This is a genomic window from Streptomyces sp. SID486 (assembly GCF_009865385.1).
GTDB lineage: Bacteria > Actinomycetota > Actinomycetes > Streptomycetales > Streptomycetaceae > Streptomyces.
The window spans coordinates 1-17,290 of the sequence record NZ_WWJT01000571.1 but is presented as its reverse complement, the minus strand read 5'-3'; the positions used below and the strand labels follow the sequence as shown (position 1 = coordinate 17,290).

The 17,290-nt window shown below is 69.8% G+C and carries 12 protein-coding genes and 3 pseudogenes; 7 read left to right on the top strand and 8 right to left on the bottom strand.

Features of this window, described 5'->3' with window-relative positions:
• Positions 1–49: 49 nt before the first annotated feature.
• Together GT045_RS26480 and GT045_RS26475 are read right to left on the bottom strand one after the other, a co-directional pair.
• Positions 50–1,246: a macrolide family glycosyltransferase gene (locus GT045_RS26480; RefSeq protein ID WP_161335691.1), complete on the bottom strand. Its 1,197-nt coding sequence runs from the start codon at positions 1,244–1,246 to the stop codon at positions 50–52.
• A 143-nt stretch (positions 1,247–1,389) separates the two neighbouring features.
• Complete coding sequence (locus GT045_RS26475) at positions 1,390–2,958, bottom strand: CocE/NonD family hydrolase (protein ID WP_161335690.1); 1,569 nt, start codon at positions 2,956–2,958, stop codon at positions 1,390–1,392.
• Positions 2,959–3,902: 944 nt separating this feature from the next.
• Between GT045_RS26475 and GT045_RS26470 the strand changes: the two genes are divergently transcribed.
• Positions 3,903–4,475: a hypothetical protein gene (locus tag GT045_RS26470; RefSeq protein ID WP_161289351.1), complete on the top strand. Its 573-nt coding sequence runs from the start codon at positions 3,903–3,905 to the stop codon at positions 4,473–4,475.
• A gap of 284 nt (positions 4,476–4,759) precedes the next feature.
• Here the strand turns inward: GT045_RS26470 and GT045_RS26465 are convergent, their stop codons facing one another.
• Complete coding sequence (locus tag GT045_RS26465; protein ID WP_161335689.1) at positions 4,760–5,146, bottom strand: VOC family protein; 387 nt, start codon at positions 5,144–5,146, stop codon at positions 4,760–4,762.
• 375 nt (positions 5,147–5,521) lie between these two features.
• Entirely contained in the window at positions 5,522–6,499 is a 978-nt protein-coding gene (locus GT045_RS26460; protein ID WP_161289349.1) for a zinc-binding dehydrogenase, read from the bottom strand.
• An 89-nt stretch (positions 6,500–6,588) separates the two neighbouring features.
• On the opposite strand from GT045_RS26460, the gene GT045_RS26455 reads away from it, so the two are divergent.
• The gene (locus tag GT045_RS26455; protein WP_345942765.1) at positions 6,589–6,933 is read left to right on the top strand and encodes a helix-turn-helix transcriptional regulator; all 345 of its coding nucleotides are present in this window, start codon (positions 6,589–6,591) and stop codon (positions 6,931–6,933) included.
• A gap of 340 nt (positions 6,934–7,273) precedes the next feature.
• On the opposite strand, the gene GT045_RS26450 is transcribed toward GT045_RS26455, so the two are convergent.
• Both GT045_RS26450 and GT045_RS26440 read right to left on the bottom strand, forming a co-directional pair.
• Positions 7,274–8,764 (bottom strand): alpha/beta hydrolase, encoded by a 1,491-nt coding sequence (locus GT045_RS26450; RefSeq protein ID WP_161335688.1) that lies wholly within the window; start codon positions 8,762–8,764, stop codon positions 7,274–7,276.
• Positions 8,765–9,493: 729 nt separating this feature from the next.
• Positions 9,494–9,754: pseudogene (locus tag GT045_RS26440) on the bottom strand (IS5/IS1182 family transposase); the annotation flags it as partial.
• A 235-nt stretch (positions 9,755–9,989) separates the two neighbouring features.
• Here GT045_RS26440 and GT045_RS26435 point away from each other — a divergent pair.
• The 5 genes and pseudogenes from GT045_RS26435 to GT045_RS26415 form a co-directional block, all read left to right on the top strand.
• Positions 9,990–11,099 carry an NAD(P)/FAD-dependent oxidoreductase gene (locus tag GT045_RS26435; RefSeq protein WP_161335687.1) on the top strand — a complete coding sequence of 370 codons (1,110 nt, stop codon included), beginning with the start codon at positions 9,990–9,992 and terminating at the stop codon, positions 11,097–11,099.
• A 582-nt stretch (positions 11,100–11,681) separates the two neighbouring features.
• Positions 11,682–12,030 (top strand): annotated as a pseudogene (locus GT045_RS26430) (XRE family transcriptional regulator); the annotation flags it as partial.
• 88 nt (positions 12,031–12,118) lie between these two features.
• Complete coding sequence (locus tag GT045_RS26425) at positions 12,119–12,451, top strand: hypothetical protein (RefSeq protein ID WP_237538883.1); 333 nt, start codon at positions 12,119–12,121, stop codon at positions 12,449–12,451.
• A 1,773-nt stretch (positions 12,452–14,224) separates the two neighbouring features.
• Positions 14,225–14,422 (top strand): hypothetical protein, encoded by a 198-nt coding sequence (locus tag GT045_RS26420; protein WP_161335685.1) that lies wholly within the window; start codon positions 14,225–14,227, stop codon positions 14,420–14,422.
• 103 nt (positions 14,423–14,525) lie between these two features.
• Positions 14,526–14,630, top strand: a pseudogene (locus GT045_RS26415) (IS5/IS1182 family transposase); the annotation flags it as partial.
• A gap of 201 nt (positions 14,631–14,831) precedes the next feature.
• On the opposite strand, the gene GT045_RS26410 reads toward GT045_RS26415, so the two are convergent.
• Positions 14,832–15,239 carry a TipAS antibiotic-recognition domain-containing protein gene (locus GT045_RS26410; RefSeq protein ID WP_345942764.1) on the bottom strand — a complete coding sequence of 136 codons (408 nt, stop codon included), beginning with the start codon at positions 15,237–15,239 and terminating at the stop codon, positions 14,832–14,834.
• 828 nt (positions 15,240–16,067) lie between these two features.
• Positions 16,068–16,385 carry a hypothetical protein gene (locus GT045_RS26405; RefSeq protein ID WP_161335683.1) on the bottom strand — a complete coding sequence of 106 codons (318 nt, stop codon included), beginning with the start codon at positions 16,383–16,385 and terminating at the stop codon, positions 16,068–16,070.
• Between the last annotated feature and the right edge of the window lie 905 nt (positions 16,386–17,290).

Below are 17,290 nucleotides of genomic sequence, written 5' to 3'. Positions count from 1 at the left end.
GGCCGTGACGGCGCGTGGAGCCCTGCCCGGTTCCAGGGCGGTGACCGGGTCAGGGCGTGGCCATGGGGCCCTCCGCCAGGGTCTTTTCCACGACGTCGGCCGCGGCCGCGGCGCCGCCGGCTGACCTGATGTCCTGGCGTAGCGAGGCCACCGCATCGGTGATCTTCGGGTCTTCCATCACCGTCCCGACCGCCTCACGCAAAGCGGCGGCGGTCGCCCGCTCCCGGGGAAGGTGGCACCCCACACCCAGCTCCTCCACCTGGCCGGCGTTGACTCTCTGCTCGGCCATCTGCGGCACGACGACGACGGGCACCCCCAGTGAGAGGGCTTCCATCAGACTGCCCATGCCGCCGTGGGTGACGAACACCGAAGCAGCGGCCAGGACATCGAGCTGCGGCACACTCGCGTGAACTTCGAAGCCGTCTGCCGGGACACCGAGCCCACCGGCGGCCACATCGGCCCCCACGCTCATCACCACATGCCACTCCGAGCCCCGGAACGCCTCGACGCACGACTGGTAGAACTCCGGGCGCCGGTTGAACTGGGAGCCCAGCGAGACGTACAGCACGGGCTTGCCGTTCTCAGGCCGGTGCCAGCGCCCCTGAAAGGACCGGTCGCTGATCGCTGGGCCCACCCAGTGCGCCTCGCCCGCCTTCACCGTATGCGGGCGCCGCTGGAAGGAACGGGGGAAGAACGCGATCGTCTTCGGGGGCGTCAGCGTCAGCGCGTGGACTCCTCCCGGCACACCGAACTCCTCCAACGCCTGTGCGAGCTCGGGAAACCCGGGAATCTGCGCGATGTCCTGAAGACCGTAGAAGTCCTGCACCACACCGTCGTACGGGACATGCGTCGGTGCCAGCTGGACGGCGGGCACCCCCCAGCGGGCCGCGAGCAGCGGCCCCGCCCACGCATACACGTCCGACAGCACCACATCGGGCACGTCGGCACCGAACGCACTCTCCAGCTGCGGCAGGGCGGCCACGTTGACCACCACCGCGCCGGTCACTCCCGCGACCATGTCCTCCGGCGCCTCACCGGCATCGGGCGCTTCGTAGAGCACGGGAGTCGCGCCCGCCGCCCGTACGTCGTCCGCGAACTGCGCGGTCACCGCGTAACTCACCCGGTGACCGCGTTCCACCAGTTCCCGCACGACGGCCAGCGTCGGGATCACATGCCCCGGCATCGGCACGTTGAACACGGCCACATGACGTACGCGATCCGCGCCGCCGGACGGCACACCCGACATGACCAACTCCCCACTCAACAGGCGACATACCAGTCGCATCAGATCGACAACCGTGCTCTCCCCAACGTGGTGACCAGCCGCCAGGACACCCCTGCCGCCGCGATATCACCCCTTTGTGATCACAGACACCGGATGTGCCTACGTCACCCGGGATGTACAGGCACGCTCAAGCGGGTGTCAGCGGCCGAAAACGTCAGCGTCGAGACGACGGGACCGACGCCCGAGTAGCGGTGGTCACCGCCGTCGAAGACCAGCGCCAGGCGGTGCCCACGCGGTACGTTCCACGCAGCGGCGGGCATCGGCACGTCGGCCGCGAATCGCGCGCCAGGCACGGCTCCTTCGAAGCTGTAGGGGGCATGACTGATCAGCCGCCCCACACCCAACGGGTCCACGTCGTAGAGATAGGCCACGAACGTGCCCTCGGACGCCGTGGACGTCAGGTTCGTGCGCACAGTGGGGGAGCCCCGCAGCCGCCACGGGACGCCGAGTGGCTCGCTGCGCCAGACGATCGCGAGGGGCGCAAGAAGCAGCGGGAGTGCGGTGATAGGTGCCGGACCGACGGAGTCGATCAGGCCGGCGACGGGGAAGGCGCCCGAGTCGGCCGGAGAGTCCAGGCCCGTGAGCAGGCGCATGCCGTCATCCCCGGAGACCTGCTGCGCCCGCAACGGCACCTGAGAGCGTGAGCGCTCCAGCGCCGACCAACTCGGGTAGGTCTCCACCCGTTTGTCGTTGCGGGGCCGCACCATCAGCGATGCGAGGCGGTCCGCGCCGTTGGGCCGGCCGAGGAGGAACCGGTCGAGCCAGTCTCGGGCATGCTCGCGGATCGAGGCTTCCGGCTGGAGGAGTGCGGCTTCGCGCGAACTGGAGTCCCCGTGGCCGCCCGGGTTCATCCACAGTTGCCTGGGGCCGGTCAACTGGTCGAGGAACCGGCCCGTCTGGCCGGCCGGCACCAACGGGTCGCTCCACTCACCGGCCATGAACACCGGCGTGCGTCGCGCGTTGAGCCCTGCGGCGAAGGTACGGGCCGAGCGTTGCCGCGCCCAGGCGCGCACACCTTCGATGTCCCGGTTGCTGGTCAACCGCGCGAACGCCTGACGTGTCCGCGGGCTCAGCCGACCATCGAGCGACCCCAGCACGGCCTGATAGGTCGCGATCGTCCCCGCGTCGGTGCCGTTGCGCACGAATGCATCGAACAGGTCGGTCCACGGACACAGAGCCGCGACAGCCGCCACGCGCGGATCGTGGGCCGCTGCGTTCAAAGCCACCGCCGCCCCGTACGAGGAGGAGTACAACCCGACACGGCGCGCGTCCGCCGGGGTGTGGGCGAGCGCCCAAGTGATCATCTCCGAGACGTCCGCCACGTCCGACGGGCCGGCCATGTCGATCTCGCCGCCCGAACTCCGCAGGCCCCGCGGGTCGTAGGCGACCACCACGTAGCCCGCTTCGGCCAGCTCCCTCTTCTCGTCGAGCAGCACGTCCTGCGGCATCGTCCACCAAGCCCCCGGCGCGACGATCAACGGATGAGGTCCGGCTCCCGCCGGCGTGTAGACAGTGGCGGCGAGACGCGTGCCGTCACGCATGACGACTGTCGTGCCCCGCGCCGACGGCACACCGCCGTCCTGCGAAGCGTCGCCCGCCGCTTGCCCGTCGGCGGACTCCACCGCTGACACGCCGGTGGCCTGGCCGGCCAACACCGAAGCCAACAACGCCACGGAGACCGTGCTTCGCCACGCACCCGATCTCCTCACACCGCTCACGGAGACACCACGGCGATACCACCCTTCGATCCGACGGAGGAGCCACAGCGTGAGCAACGGCAGGCGCGCGATCCCCCGGGGCCAAACACATCAGGCAGCCCAACGACGCTCTCCGAGGTCTGACACGCACGCGTCCGCCATACAGGGGCCGTTCGCGGAGGGTGGCGCCTTGTGGCAGGGCGACGCGCACCGCGCCGGAATCCGCGAACAGACCGCCCCCCCCCGAAGACGCGAAGGCACTGATCGTGACCGACACGGAAGCCGCCGACCGGCTCACCGCCATGGCAAGCGGAGGGACTTCGTTCTCCGGACACTCGGCGAAAGGCGAACACCAGCTCAAGGTCCGGAGGTGTCAGCCTGTGGAAGCCGCTCACCAACCAGATCGCGTCTGCCTCCCAGGCGTCCATGCACATGCAGGCAGCGTCCTCACGTAGATACACCTCAGCGGACCGTTCTTCGTCGCGAACGGCCACATGAAGGCGCTCACTTCGCTGCGCTGCGCCGCGCCGTGTCGACCTCGGCCCCGGACCACAGGGCACGGATCGTGCCTGTCAGTGCATCCCGATCGACGGCCGCGATCATGGGTGACCCGGAGTCGGCCGGGGATGGTGCCACCGCGGCCGCACCGCTGCCATGCCCGCCCCGACCAGCCGAGGGAGTGCTGCTCGCCCGACGCCTGCGGCATCCATAGGCCGGCCAACGGGAGATCGCCTGGGTGAAGGTCGACGAGAACAAGTCCCTCGCGGGGCCATCACCGCGCAGCGAGGCACGATGCACGCCATGGACCACGACCCCCTCCACGTGATCGTCTGAGCACCACCACAACCGCGACGCCCCACAGATGCCCCGCCTCCCGGTGTGGACGAGGAAGCGGGGTACTCCTCCGCTGAAGGAGCCCCATGCTGATCCGTGAAGCGACCTTCACCGTCGATCTTGGTGAACACGGCTACCTCATCGGCTTCGACGACGACTACGACTTCCCCTCGGAGATGCCCTACGGCTGGCGCTGCGGGCCGGCCACCGAGGCCATCGCCGTCGTCCTGCCCACCACCGACACCGGCCCCCTGCACATGACCGTTCAGACGCACGACAGTCCACCCAGCGCCGAGCCCGGCAACGGATGGGAACCGGCCGAGGAGATGAGTCTGCTCACCTACGTCCCCACCCTCTGCCTCGCCACCATCGGGTCGGGCGACTTCTGGGACGCCTGGCCCGAGGAACAGCCGCCCTTGGACGCGCCGACGCCCCCTGCCGACAGTCCCGGCTGGGTGCGCATGCGTCTGTATTGCCACGTCGACGACCCCGAGCCCGGAGTCGGCGACCACGGTGAGAGGCACCTGATCCAGATCTGGGCCGCCCCCCAGACGCCACCCGTGCACCCCGGGATCAGTGAGGCGGACCGGCAGGCCCGGGCCGCATACGCCGCAGATATGGCCAACCTGGCAGAGGACCATACAGACCTCGGATCATGACGCCCCCGGCCACAGGCTGCCGCGGCCGTGGCAGGACTGAGAAGGCGCACTGTTTGCCGAGCCTGCCGTAGCAGATAAGGGCTGCGGCGATGTCCGCGCCCGACGGCGGGGCCCCGGCGAGGACAGGCAGGCGGTATGCCTTTCGCCGGCGGGCAAGTGCCCGTGCCGCCCGTGCCTCAGTCAAGCCATCGTGTCTGAGCCTGACCGCCTGACTCGTACAGGCGGCACGGTCACCAGTCGGATTGATCGCGGCCCCCCTTGCAGGAGGGCCACGTCCAACTCTCCTACGCGGGCTCCTTGTACACGGCTTCGATGTTGTTGCCGTCCGGATCGTCGACGAACGCGCAATAGGCGCGGTACTCAGGCCAGAGGCGGGGTTCGTACCGGGAGGTGCCTCCAGCGGTCAGTGCGGCCTCGTAGAAGGCGTCAACTGATGCGCGGTCGCGCGCGGTGAACGCGACGTGCGCGCCCCGGGTCACCGTAGCTTCGCCCGCGGGGTACAGACCGAAGGAAGGAGTGTCCAGTTCCTCTTCCCAGAACTCCGCTCCACCGTCAGCCGCCTCCCCGACAACACCGAGAGGCTTGAGCGCGGCGGTGTAGAAACGGGTGCTCGCCTCGAGGTCCGAGGCCAGCAAAGTGACGTGGTGGATGAAGGGCCATCGTTGTGTCATGACCGCGCAGTCTACGAGTGCCGAGGTCAAAGTCTCGGCTAGGCTCGACGCAGCACCGTGTACGTCGACCACCGTCGACCCTGGCGGCGCCGAGGGCTCGTACTCCGCACCCCGTCCGCCTTACCTGGGGCCCCAGGTTGCTGCCGGTCCCGCCGCTGCTCCCAGGGCTTCAACCGTCCCATCGAGGTACCCCGTCCGATCAGGTAGGCGTGAGCGGCGGCAGTAGGGGGGCGGGCGCCCGCCTTTGCCGCCGGGGTGGAGCCGTCGCGCGCCGGGCTGGAGTACCGCATGGGTTGTCCGGCCCCTGGGGGAGGGGGCGGAGCATGCTCCGGCGCTGTGACTTCTTCCGGCCGTCCGGCCCGCGACGGCGGGAGTTCAGTCGGCGACGCGCAGCAGGAGCTTGCCGGTGGAGGCGCGCCCGCCGATCAGACCGTGTGCGCCGGCCGCGTCGGTCAGGTCGAATTCGGCGGTGACGGGCAGGGTGACCCTTCCGTCGGTGACGGCGCGCACAGCGCGCTCGGTCAGCGCGTGCAGGGCGTCGGGAGCCGATCGGGCGAGCGCGAGTACGGAGAAGCCCCCGACGGAGCGGCCCTGCGGATACAGCTCGCCCTGGCCGGCCTGCCAGGGCTCGGCCCCGCCGGCGTTGCCGAAGGACACCAGGCGTCCAAAGGCGGACAGGGCCTCGAGGCCACGGCGCAGCGTGTCGCCGCCCACCGGGTCGAGGACCAGGTCCACGCCCTTGCCGCCGGTCGCCCGGCGGACGTCCCTGTCGAAAGCGGCGGGACGGAACACTTCGTCGTAGCCGTGCGCCAACGCGTACTCCGCCTTGGCGTCGGTGGAAGCCACCCCGTACACGGCACCGGCGCCCGCCGCCCTGGCCAACTGTCCCGCCACCGTGCCGATGCCCCCGGCCGCGCCGTGCACCAGCACACTCTCACCGGCGCGCAGTCGCCCCACCTCGTGGATCAACGCGTGCGCGGTCGGCAGGACGATGGGCAGCGTGGCCGCGGTCCGCAAGTCCAACCCGTCGGGCAGCACGAACACGGACGCGGCTTCGGCGAGGACCACCTCGGCATAGCCGCCGCCGTCGACGAGAGCGGCCACCTCCTGACCCGCCCACAACCCCTCGACTCCCTCACCGACCGCCCGGATGCGCCCGGACACCTCCAGGCCGGGACGGTAGGGCAGCGCAGGCACCCGGTAACCCTCCGCCCGCGCCTTCACGTCCGCGAAATTCACCCCGGCCCAGACCACGTCGACAGTCACCTCGCCAGGACCCGGCTCTGGCACCGGAGCTTCCACGATCCGCAACACCTCAGGGCCACCGTGTTCCTGGAACTCGACCGCACGCATACGCAGCACCCCTCCGCGAGTGTTCAATGGGAAGCGAACACTAGCACTGTATGATGAGCATCGAACACTGATGCGCGGGAGGTCGAGTCGTGACGGACCACACAGAGGGCAGAAGCCACCGTCAGTCGCCGGTGCACACCCACCCCGGCGACGTGCCACTGCTGACGGCCCTGTCCGCGCTCGCCGACCCCGTACGCATCCAGTTGGTACGCGATCTCGCGAGCCACCCGGACTGGACGCTCAGTTGCAGCAACTTCGACGTGCCGGTCGGCCGAGCCGCAAAGAGCCACCACTTCTCGGTCCTGCGGGACGCCGGACTCGTCGAACAACGCGACCAGGGCCCCAAACGGCTCAACCGGCTGCGCCGCGAGGAGTTCGACGCCCGCTTCCCCGGCCTGCTCGACCTGGCGCTCCGCGCCGATGACGAGGACTGACCCCGACCAGCCCTCGGTCGCCTGTCGTGGACGGCATTCTCCGTACGTCCGAGACCCGCAGCGGGGCCCCGGATCCGGGAGGAAAGCCGGCGACTTTCCGCGAGCCGCTCTGCGCCGTGCAGCGGCAGCACCCGTGCCGCGGGGCGCGTCGGCCGCCGACCCGGCCCACGCCAGCGGCCTTCGCCAGGTCCTGGGCGGGCAGACCCGACCACCGGACCACATCCTCGAGCGTCATCCCGGCGGCGGCGACGGCGGACGGCCGCGGCCGTGGTGCGCGCGAGCGTCTGGTCGATCAGGCCGGCGCTGTGGCTGAGCTGCTCCAGCAGGCTGGGGGCGACCGTCAGGCGCAGTAGGTGTCGCTGGCCGGCCGCTGCCCGGTCGCCAGGAAGCGGGAGACCGTGCGGTCGCCGCAGGCGTTGCCGTTGGCGAGGTACGCGTCGTGCCCGGTGGAGTTCACCGTCACCATGACCGCGCGCCGGCCGAACGCCTCCCGGAGCTTCCGAGCACCGCTGAGCGGGGTCGCGACGTCCCGCTCGTTCTGGACGAGCAGGATGTCGGACGGCCCCCGACCGGTGATCCGCACCGGCGCCTCACGCGGTGGATACGGCCAGGCGGCGCACGGCATCGCGTTGCGAGGCATGCCGGCGGTGAGCGGGTACTTGGCGCGGCTCTCGGCGACGTCCTTCTCGTACACGGCCTCGGACGTGGGCCACGCGACGTCGTTGCACATCGTGCCGGCGCCGACGGCGGCGACGTTCTGCAGGACGGCCTCCGGCGGCGCCGCGGGCGCGGGCGGCACGGTGCCCTGCTGCGCGGCCCGCATCAGCTTGGCGAGCGTGGGATACAGGCTGGGGGAGTAGAGACTGTCCAGCATGGTCTGGCGCAGGACGTTGCCGTTCAGCTCCTCCGGGTTGGCGCCGGGCCAGGGGAGCGGGTCCCGGTCGAGCCGGGCGGCCAGCCGCAGGAACAGCGGCCGGACGTCGGCGGCCCTGAGCGCGACGCGGTCCGGGTTGTCCGGCCCAGAAGCCCATGCGGCGAAGTCGGGGAAGGTGTCCTCCACGCCCTGCTCGTGCCCGGCCAGCCAGGCGCGGGCGACGCGGGTGGGGTCGGGGTTGTCGTTGCTGTCCAGCACGATGCGGTCGGTGCGGTGCGGGAACAACTGCGCGTACACGGCTCCGACGTACGTCCCGTACGACACGCCCCACGCGGAGAGCTTGCGCTCGCCGAGCGCGGCGCGGAGGCGGTCGATGTCGCGGGCCTCGTTGGCGGTGCTGAGGTGCCGGATCAGGTCGCCACCGTTCGCGGCACACGCGTCGGCCATGCGGCGGGCGGTGGCCATGTTCCCGTCCACCGAACCGTCGGCGGCGGGCCAGGGGCGGAGTTTGGAGATGGCGAGGTCGCCGTGGTTCAGGCCGCAGTCGACGGGCGTGGACGGGGCGAGCCCGCGGGGGGCGAAGCCGACCAGGTCGTAGGCGTCCCGGACGTCCTTGGGGAGCTTCTGCCCCTTCTCCGAGGGGTCGTTCAGGCTGGAGCCGCCCGGCCCGCCGGGGATCAGCAGCAGGGTGCCGCGTCGGGCCTCGGGATTCTCGCTCGGGATGCGCGAGACGGCGATGTCGATGAGAGGACTGTCGGGGTCGGCGTAGTCCATGGGGACGTGGAGGGTGGCACATTGCTGACGGTGGTCGACGCCGGAGCCTTCGCAGTCGGTCCAGACGAGGCTCTGGGAGGGGCTCGCGGCCATGGAGGCGGTCACGGGTGCGGTGACGGCCAGGAGGGCGGTGGAGACGCCGACGATGGCGACGTTGCGGATGGTGTGCGTGCGTTGCGTCATGCGACGAGCCTCGCTGATTTCAGGGGACCGCCCCATCCGGGCAACAACCTGAAACCGACTGGGGTTTACCCCACCGTGCCCCTGACGAACTCCACCCAGGCGGAGGCCCCGACGAGGACCACGGACCCGTCCGCCGTCTCACTGTCCCGGAGGGGAACTACACGGGGGACTCCGTCGGCGACCACGACGCGGTTGCGGGAGTCACCGTTGCTGCAGGTGCTCGCATCATCGAGGCGACCACGACGCCGGCGCAGCTGACCCAGCACGGGGCCGCCGAGCCGCTGTGGCGGGTGGCCGGCCACCACGCGAGTGAGGAACGCTGCTCGCTGGACGCGTTGCCGCAGGCATGGTGAGCACGGCGGGTCGGTCCGGCCCGGATGCGCCCAGGCACGTGTGGGGCCGCCGTACGGGGTGTTGTCGGTGGCGGCTGCGAGGCTGGACGGATGAACGGAGACGAGCAGCTGCTCAACGGCTGCGACCACGACGACCCCGGTCCGGCCACGACCCCGGCCACGGCTGGTCAGCGTGACGCGGCCGCCCGCCCGCAGGGCTACGAGCCGGGCTCCGGGCGCAGATCCAGGCAGCAGCGCAGTTGTACACCGGCCGACGGCGCACCGCACGTTCCGGTCGGCTCCGCGAATCTTCCTCGTCTTCGTGCGTGTGAGGTGTGCTCGAAGCGGGCGCGGACCCTGTGGTGAGGGGCAGCGTGCCTCTTCCCAGACTTCCAGACTTCCAGACTGGAAGTTCGGTCTGGCCGGTTTCCCGGCGGTGCGGGGACCAGGCCGGTGCCGCGCTAACCGCCGTCCGCGATCACGGTGGTCCTGCCGACGGCAGCTTTCGCGCCGGACAGCTCCCACGCCTTGGAGTCATTGCGGTTGCCCGGCAGGGGCCGGCCGTCAGCGACGACGATCGGGTGTCGGGGTCGGCGACGACCTGGTCGTTAGTGGAGTACCGGTAGTTCTTCGAACGCTCGGCAATGCTGTGGTGGCGGGCGCCGGGTGACTACTTGGGTTGGCGAGGCCGAGCATTGTGCCGCGGTCGAGGAAGGGCTGAGGTGCGGCGGCTGTCAGGTGGCGACAGGTCTGGCCTTCTCGCGCTCGCGGTATCCCGCCGGTTCGGGCCAACGCGCCGTAATTAAGAGGCACTTTGCCTGGGGACTGTGCTTACTTGGTCGTACGCCGCATCTTCTGGCAACCCACCCACATCACGAGGAAGGAGTAGCTCCATGGATTCCGCTCACGGCCCCCGCATCGTGATCGTCGGCGCTGGACTCGGCGGCCTTGCCCTGGCCCGCGTCCTGCAGCTCCACGGCCGCTCCGTCACGGTCTTCGAATCGGAGGCTTCCACCGGTGTCCGCCCGCAGGGCGGTAGCCTCGACATACACGGCGGCACCGGTCAGGCCGCCCTGCGCGCGGCGGGCCTGCTCGACCAATTCCGCGCCCTGGCCCGTCCCGAAAGCCAGGAGTGGCGCGTGGTGGACCCCGTGACAGCCGCCGCCCTGCCCTTCCCGGGGCCCGTCCACGACGACGACAGCCCGGAGATCGATCGCGGCCAGCTGCGCGGCCTGTTCCTGGAATCGCTCGCCGAGGGCACCGTCCGGTGGGGTCGCAATGTCACCGGTGCCACCCCGCTCGGGGACGGTACTTGGCGCGTACTCCTCGATGACGGCACCACCGAGGACGCCGACCTGGTGGTCGGCGCCGACGGCGCATGGTCGCGCATCCGCCCAGCCCTGTCGGACGCCACGCCCGGCTACACCGGTGTCACCTTCATCGAGACCGGTCTCACCGACTGCGACACCCGCCACCCCGGCCTCGCACGCATGGTCGGCGACGGCACCCTGCTGGCGACGGCCGACGGCAAAGCCCTGCTCGCCCAGCGCAACAGCACAGGTCACATACGCGTCTATGCCGCCTTCCGCGCCCCGCGGAACTGGCACGTGGCCGCCGACGTGGAGCCCGACGACACGTCCGCCGTGCGCGCACACCTGCTGAAGATGTTCGACGGCTGGGACGACAACCTGCTCTCTCTCCTGAGGCACAGCGACGGCGGGTTCGTACACCGGCCCGTGTTCGTGCTGCCTGTCCCGCACACCTGGGAACACGTCCCTGGCATCACCCTGCTGGGCGACGCCGCCCATCTGATGCCCCCTGTCGGGCTCGGTGCCAACCTCGCCATGCTCGACGGCGCCGACCTGGCCCGCGCCCTCATCACCGAATCCAACATCGACGACGCCGTGCGCGCCTACGAGAACCTCATGCTGCCACGCTCGGCCCAGGCCGCCCAGGACTGCGCCAAGGCACTCGACGACCTCATTCCCCCGATGGACCGTTGAGCAAGCGGTACGGGTTTTCGTAAGCCGTAGCCGCGCGCCTGATCACGACCGGGATGTGACCGTGCCGGCCTCAGGTGCGTCCTTTGGCCGGCCGGCGGGTGAACCCGCCTCAACCTCGGGGTGCTCGTGCCGGTGCCGGCGCTGGAGCTTTAGTGGAGCAGGATCCGAGTGCCCCGGCGGACATGCCGGGCCAGGGGCACACCGGAGGCCGTCCGACCGGCAAGGCGTGTTGGTCCTGGGCAGCTGCCGTCATCTGTGACGGCGCGGGACAAGGCTCCGCCGCCGGTGTCGCCGTCTGCGGACCATCCCCGTGTCGGCAGGGAGGACAGGCTGGAGGGCGGTCCCGTCGTTGGACTGCGGAACACCCCGAGTCATCGGATTCTCGCTGCGTCGCGCTCTGAGCGGTGTCCTGTCGCGATTTAGTTGACGGATTCGCGAGGTCGCGCCTACAGCAAGCCCTGTAAGGGCCCCCGGATGCCTTTCTCGGGGTCGATCACCCGGTACGGCGTCCAACTCCATCGCCGAACCCAGCGATCGGCCACCACATCCCCGCGCAGCCGATCTTGGAAGGAAGTACCCCGCATGGGTCTGGTCGCCGACGGCCCGGATCATGTCGTGCAACAGGCGTTCACCCGCCCGATCCCGAAATCCGCTGGCGCGCAGATGCCCTACCTCGTCAAACAGCTCAAGGGCACCCGGGCCGTCGTCGAATTGCTCGGCGTCTCGCAGCGCACCGTCGAGCGCTACGTGAAATACCAGATCCGCCGACCAGGCCCCGACCTTGCCGGGCGCCTGGCCGACGCGGTCCGTGCACGCCGGGAGCCCCCGGATCCGTGAGCAGGCCCGCCGCCGGGCGGCCACCAGCACCGGCCTGGTCATCGACACTCGGGCCCGGTTCGGGTTCACCGCGGCACCGGGCACCACCGATGATGCTGCCTGGGCAGCATGAGTACGAAGACCTGCCGACTCTGAGTACGCCCGCGCAAGCGAACCGGCGCCCGGGCCGATTGGCTCTACCCATGCACGAGACGACTCCGTTCCTGACCACCGACCGCGCCGCCGCAGTCCCTGTCACCGACCTGGTGTTGCGGTGGGTCACGGCATTGGCGCTGGCCCTGATTCCGATGGCGTTTCTCTTCGGGGCCTTTGCCGGGATGGCCGCGGAGGTTCATCCTCAGACCGTGGCGGTCGTCACGGTCTGCTGGTTCGGGTCCTGGACGGCTACTCCACTGCTCGTGCTGGCCTTCTGGCTGTGCCGGCGCCACCCCGCCCTGGCGAGGACGGGCCGCTGGGCGGGTTGGGTCGCGCCGGTCCCTCCGGCAGTGACGATCCTCCTGGCCCTTGGCCTGTAGGTGACGGCTCTCATCCCTCGCCGCCACCCCCGCCTCCGCCGGCGGCATCGGTGACTTTCTTCCCCCCGCTTTCGGAACCGACTGCGCATCTCAACGCGCGCGCCCACACGGACGGGGCCACCACAGCAGGCACCGGCGCAGCCAACGGCAACTTCCTGCGCCTCCCTCTTGGCAGCCCGTTCAACCAGTGCGGTGGCGCCGACATCAGCCCCCAGCACTTGAGCCCACAACCTGCCTGATCGACCTGAGTCAGGCCCCCATCGCCGTCGCTACCTGAGCGAGGCGGTCACGAAATCGCCGGGAATTCTCCAGTGAGCTGGGCATTCTCGGTTGACGTGGGCGTTTTGGGCGCTCGTGTGGGAGTCCGGCCGCCGTTGGGATGAGGACGCCGGTGGTGGCCGGACGCCAAGGCCCGGTCCGCTTAGGTTCAGTCGTGGGCCCGTTGGCGGCATCAGGTGCCTCCAGGTGGCACATACTCATCTGCCGTTCCCCGATGACTGCGAGGCGGTGCATGCGGCCCTGAAGCTCCAGGGGTGAGCGATGATGGTCGGAGCGCCGCAGAGCAGTGACGGGTCCATCTCGGTCTCGGAGGTGCCAGCGCACGAGTCCCTCATGCAAGGCGAGTGCGGGGTGGACGAGATCGGCGACGGCCGCGCGCATGTCCCGCTGTACGCGGGCCGTGCCGTCCGCCCGCAGGTAGGGGTCGGCCGAGCTGGCGAGCCAGGCGGCGGCACGACGAAGTGCCCAGGCCGCCTGACCGACAAGGTCAGGATCAAGCAGGACGGGGGGGCAAGGCGGGCCCGTCCAGCCGGCACGGGCCCACGGGCAAGGGTGAGGCGAGGAGCTTTTCGCCTCCATCGGGGAGGCGTGTCCACAGGCGGTGGCAAGTTCGATTGGCGCATGATCCCCACTGATGGTGGAGTTCACCGACGTCGAACAGGTCACCATCGGCATGTGGCCTCCGCAGTTCTTCCCGTCGCCGCACACGCGCTGTGACGGAGCGCTTCTGTCGCCTTCTGTCGGCGGATGAGCGCCGATTCGGCGGGACTGAGCGGTTGAGCGGCGGAAGATCCAGCGTGCGACGGGTCGCCGTGGCGCTCGTCCACCGGCCATGACGCGTCCCAGGATGCTGACCACGCTCACCCTCGCCGCCACCGCCACCGCCGTAGCGGGCGGCATCCTCGCCGCTGCCCCGGCCTCCGCCAGCGGTATCGGTGACTTCCTTCCGCGCCTTCGGTACCGACTGCGCCAATCTCAACGCGCGCGTTCATACGGGCGGGTCCACGACAACAGGCACCGGCGCAGCCGGCGGCAACTTCCTGCGCCTCCCACTCGATAGCCCGCTCAATCGGTTCGGCGGCGCCGACTTCGGTATCAGTCCAGACGAAAATGTCGAGGAGGCGCCTGGCGGGCCCCCAAGGTGAGTTGAGTAGCGCGTCAGGAATTCTCACTACCTAGTTCAAGGTATGAGGTATAGGTTGGATTTGGGCGTCATGTGCGCTCGTATGGGAGTCCGGCCGTTGCCGGGACGATGATGTCGGTGGCGGCCGGACGCCGAGGCCCGGACCGCCTCTGTGTTCCGTCGCAGGCGCCGTTGCGGGCGGTATGACCCGAAGGCCGGAGCGCGCGGCCGGTCGCGTGGCCGCCCCGGTCGCGTGGCCCGCCCCGTCGCGTGGCCCGCCCCGGCCGGCAGCGGCCTGAAGTGGACCACCAGCCTCGACGGGCTCGCCGACCCGGACCAGATCACCCCGGCACCCGTGCCCTGACGGCATCATGATCCGCGACGCGGTCACCACCATGGATCTTCGCAAGGAACTTCCGAGCGAAAGCCAGGCCGAGCGGGAAGCTCACCTTGGGGCGTTCGATGACCATGGCCTCGTCGTGCCCGATCATGTCGACACCTTAGGGGACGACGTCACACCAGGGAACGGACGGCTACGCGAGGTCGTCGCCAAGGCGAACGTCGACTGATGCGGTACGAGACCCCCCGTCGGCTCACGCCCCCGTCGCCGACGGGCCCACCGCGCCCTGGGCCGTCTCCGTGCGGGGCGCGGTGCTGGCCGGCGCGTACGGGATCAACCGCCTCAAGAGACATCGCGCTGTCGCCACGCGGTACGACAAGCTCGCCGTCCGCTACGAGGCGACCGTCCTCGCGGCGACCATCAACGAGTGGCTGTGACCCGCGGTCTCACGCAGCGGGACCCACGTTCCACGGCGCTGGCAGATCGCTCCCGCAGAAGACGCAGACGAAGTCGTCGTCACGCAGGATGTTGCCTCGGCACCAGCCCGAGACCCCGGTCTCTGCTTCCTCCTCCCTGGGGCTGCGACAGCCCCCTGGGCCTGAACCCCGCCCATGCATGTCCTGGCCGGTGTCGCCCGACTACGCCGAAGCCTCGGCCCCTGCGCTGGGGGCGAACCCGCTCCCCTGCTCGGCGAACACCTTGATCGCGGCGCCCAGGAACTCCACCATTCCGGGGTGGTAGAAATCGTGGAACGCCCTCATGGCCTCGTCCTCGGCGTAGAAGAGCGACATGCCGATGTAAGCCTCCCTGGAGGGGGTGTAGAACCGGCTAACGATGTCGAAGTGCCTGCGGACGAGCTCCTGGACCTGCTGGTCCCCTGGCAGGGAGCCGCCGTCGAGGAAAGCCGTCATCTCCCGGTACAGGACGTCCCAGTCCTGGTGGACCCGCTCCCTGTCCACATGTTCCCAGTTGTTGGTCCCGGCGAGGCTCTTCGCCTGCTCCTCGGCCAACGACCTGCGACACTCGTCCTCGTAATTGTTCCCCACGGCACCGGTTCCCATCGTTTCGTCACCTCTCCGGTGGATCCCCGAGAGGCCGCCGACATGTCGGCATCGACCGGCCGTTGATGATCAACTGCGGGTCCAGGCCGAACGGTGACACACAGCCACCGGGTCGGCAAACCATTTCTTGGACCCTCCGGCGCTCCGTCCCGGTCTGCCGGCGGGGGAAAGGCGCAGCTCGAACGGCGAGCCGTCGGAGCGGGGCGTCCAGCCGCTCGACGGCGCGGCCCGGATTCCCGCGGCGGCGACCTCGCGCGGCAGGACGAGCTCGGCCGGCACCGGGGTCCGGTTCCCCGACGACCGGTCGACCGGTCTCCACGACGGAACACCGGTCCGGACGCGGAACCGTATGCGTCGATCAACTGCCGCCGAGGCCAGACGGGTGGCCGCCCGACCCTCGTGCCCTTCGGCAACAACGGCTCCAGCCCCGCCCACTGTTCGTCCGTGAGGTCTCCCCGACCCATGAACCGGGATCATTCACAGCTCAAGATCCACTTTCGATACACGGCTTAGTTCTTCCCATCGCCGGACACTCGCCGTCAAGTCAAAGCGAGGGAGTCGGAACCGAGTTGGGCGGGCTGTCACCCGGACTGTCAAGGCCGGCGCGAGCGGTGCTGCCCGTTGCCCTCAGCGGCTGCCCCGGACCGCGAGCCCTGGCCGTCGGTCCGGGCTCGCGCGCAACCCAATCGGATGAGCTTTCCTGTTCAGCGTTCGGGACGGCCAGGACTTCGTTGACGCGTGCCGCCAGTCGGGGTGGTAGTGGACCAAGTGGCCCGGCTGTCCAACCCTGTGCGAGGTCAGCGCCGTTGGCACCTACTGCATGACCCGGACGCTCCATCCTCGGGGGAAGAAGCCGTTGCTGACCGGCAGCACGAGGCCGAGGACGGTGCCTGCGCATTCCGGCTGGTCGAAGACGGCCACCGGGGAGTTGGTGTAGTTGTGCACGATGAGATTGAGCGGGCTGCTGGTATGGCATGACGACCGGGCGGGATCGGTGATGACACGTCCGTTCAGGTCCAGATTCCCGACTGCGGCATCGGCCGATTGAGTGAGACCGAGCGTGAGCAAGGCGCTCCCGCCGAGCACGCCGAGTGTGCGCGTGAGACGACGCAAGGTGACCTCCGTGATCACGAGAATGTGGGCCGCTCACCCGTCGGCACGATCAGAACGGCAGGGCGGCGGCTTGACGACCTGAACGCTAAGGACGAGAGCGCCCCAACGGCCAGGAACCTCTCCCACTTCGGAACGGTGGAATGGTGAAAGTGGCCTTGACCAGTGACGATACGCACCGCCTGGAACACTGGAACGGGACGGTCCCGCCCCCGGTTGTAGCCGATACGGCTGCGTCCCCGGAGTCGATCACGCCTCCGGGGCGCGCGGCTGATCCTCCGATGACTCGTCCTCACCGTGGCCGTCGCAAGAGTTGGGCACATTGAAGAGGTACGTCGCGAGCATCGGATTCGTTTTCTAGGCGGCCATGGCTATCTGCCGGGCCCGGTCCAGGAGGTCACGCACCGGGGCGTATGGACGGTGGGCGGTGCAGGACGTGAGGAGTGTTGTGAGGTGCTGTCGCAACGGGCGGAGGACAGGAAGACGTGCCCGTCCAGGAGTGTGTCCGGATGGCACAGGCGGCTTCCAGGTGACGTGTGCTCATCTGCCGTTCGGCGATGGCTCCGAGGCAGCGGACTCGGCGCTGGCGTTCCAGGGGGGGCGGTGGTGATTGGAGTGCTGCGGAGCGGCAACGGATCCCTCCTGGTCTCCGCGGTGCCCGCGGCCGGCTCCCGGCATCTCAATGACCGCCTGCAGGAACTGAACACTGACGGCGAACGACCCGGCCCGGGAGTACGCACAGGCCCTCTCGCCCCGTTATCTTCTTCGCGGTCCTGCAAGAGGGCCGCTGGCCTCCGGGCCCGGTATGACTGTTGCCCCCTGTCGAGTGGATGACCTGGGGGGTGGTGTCGCCGGGCCCGAGGGGTGCCGTCGGAGACGCTGATCAGAGGTCTGGCCACTGCCCGGCCCGGCGCAATGCCGGGCCA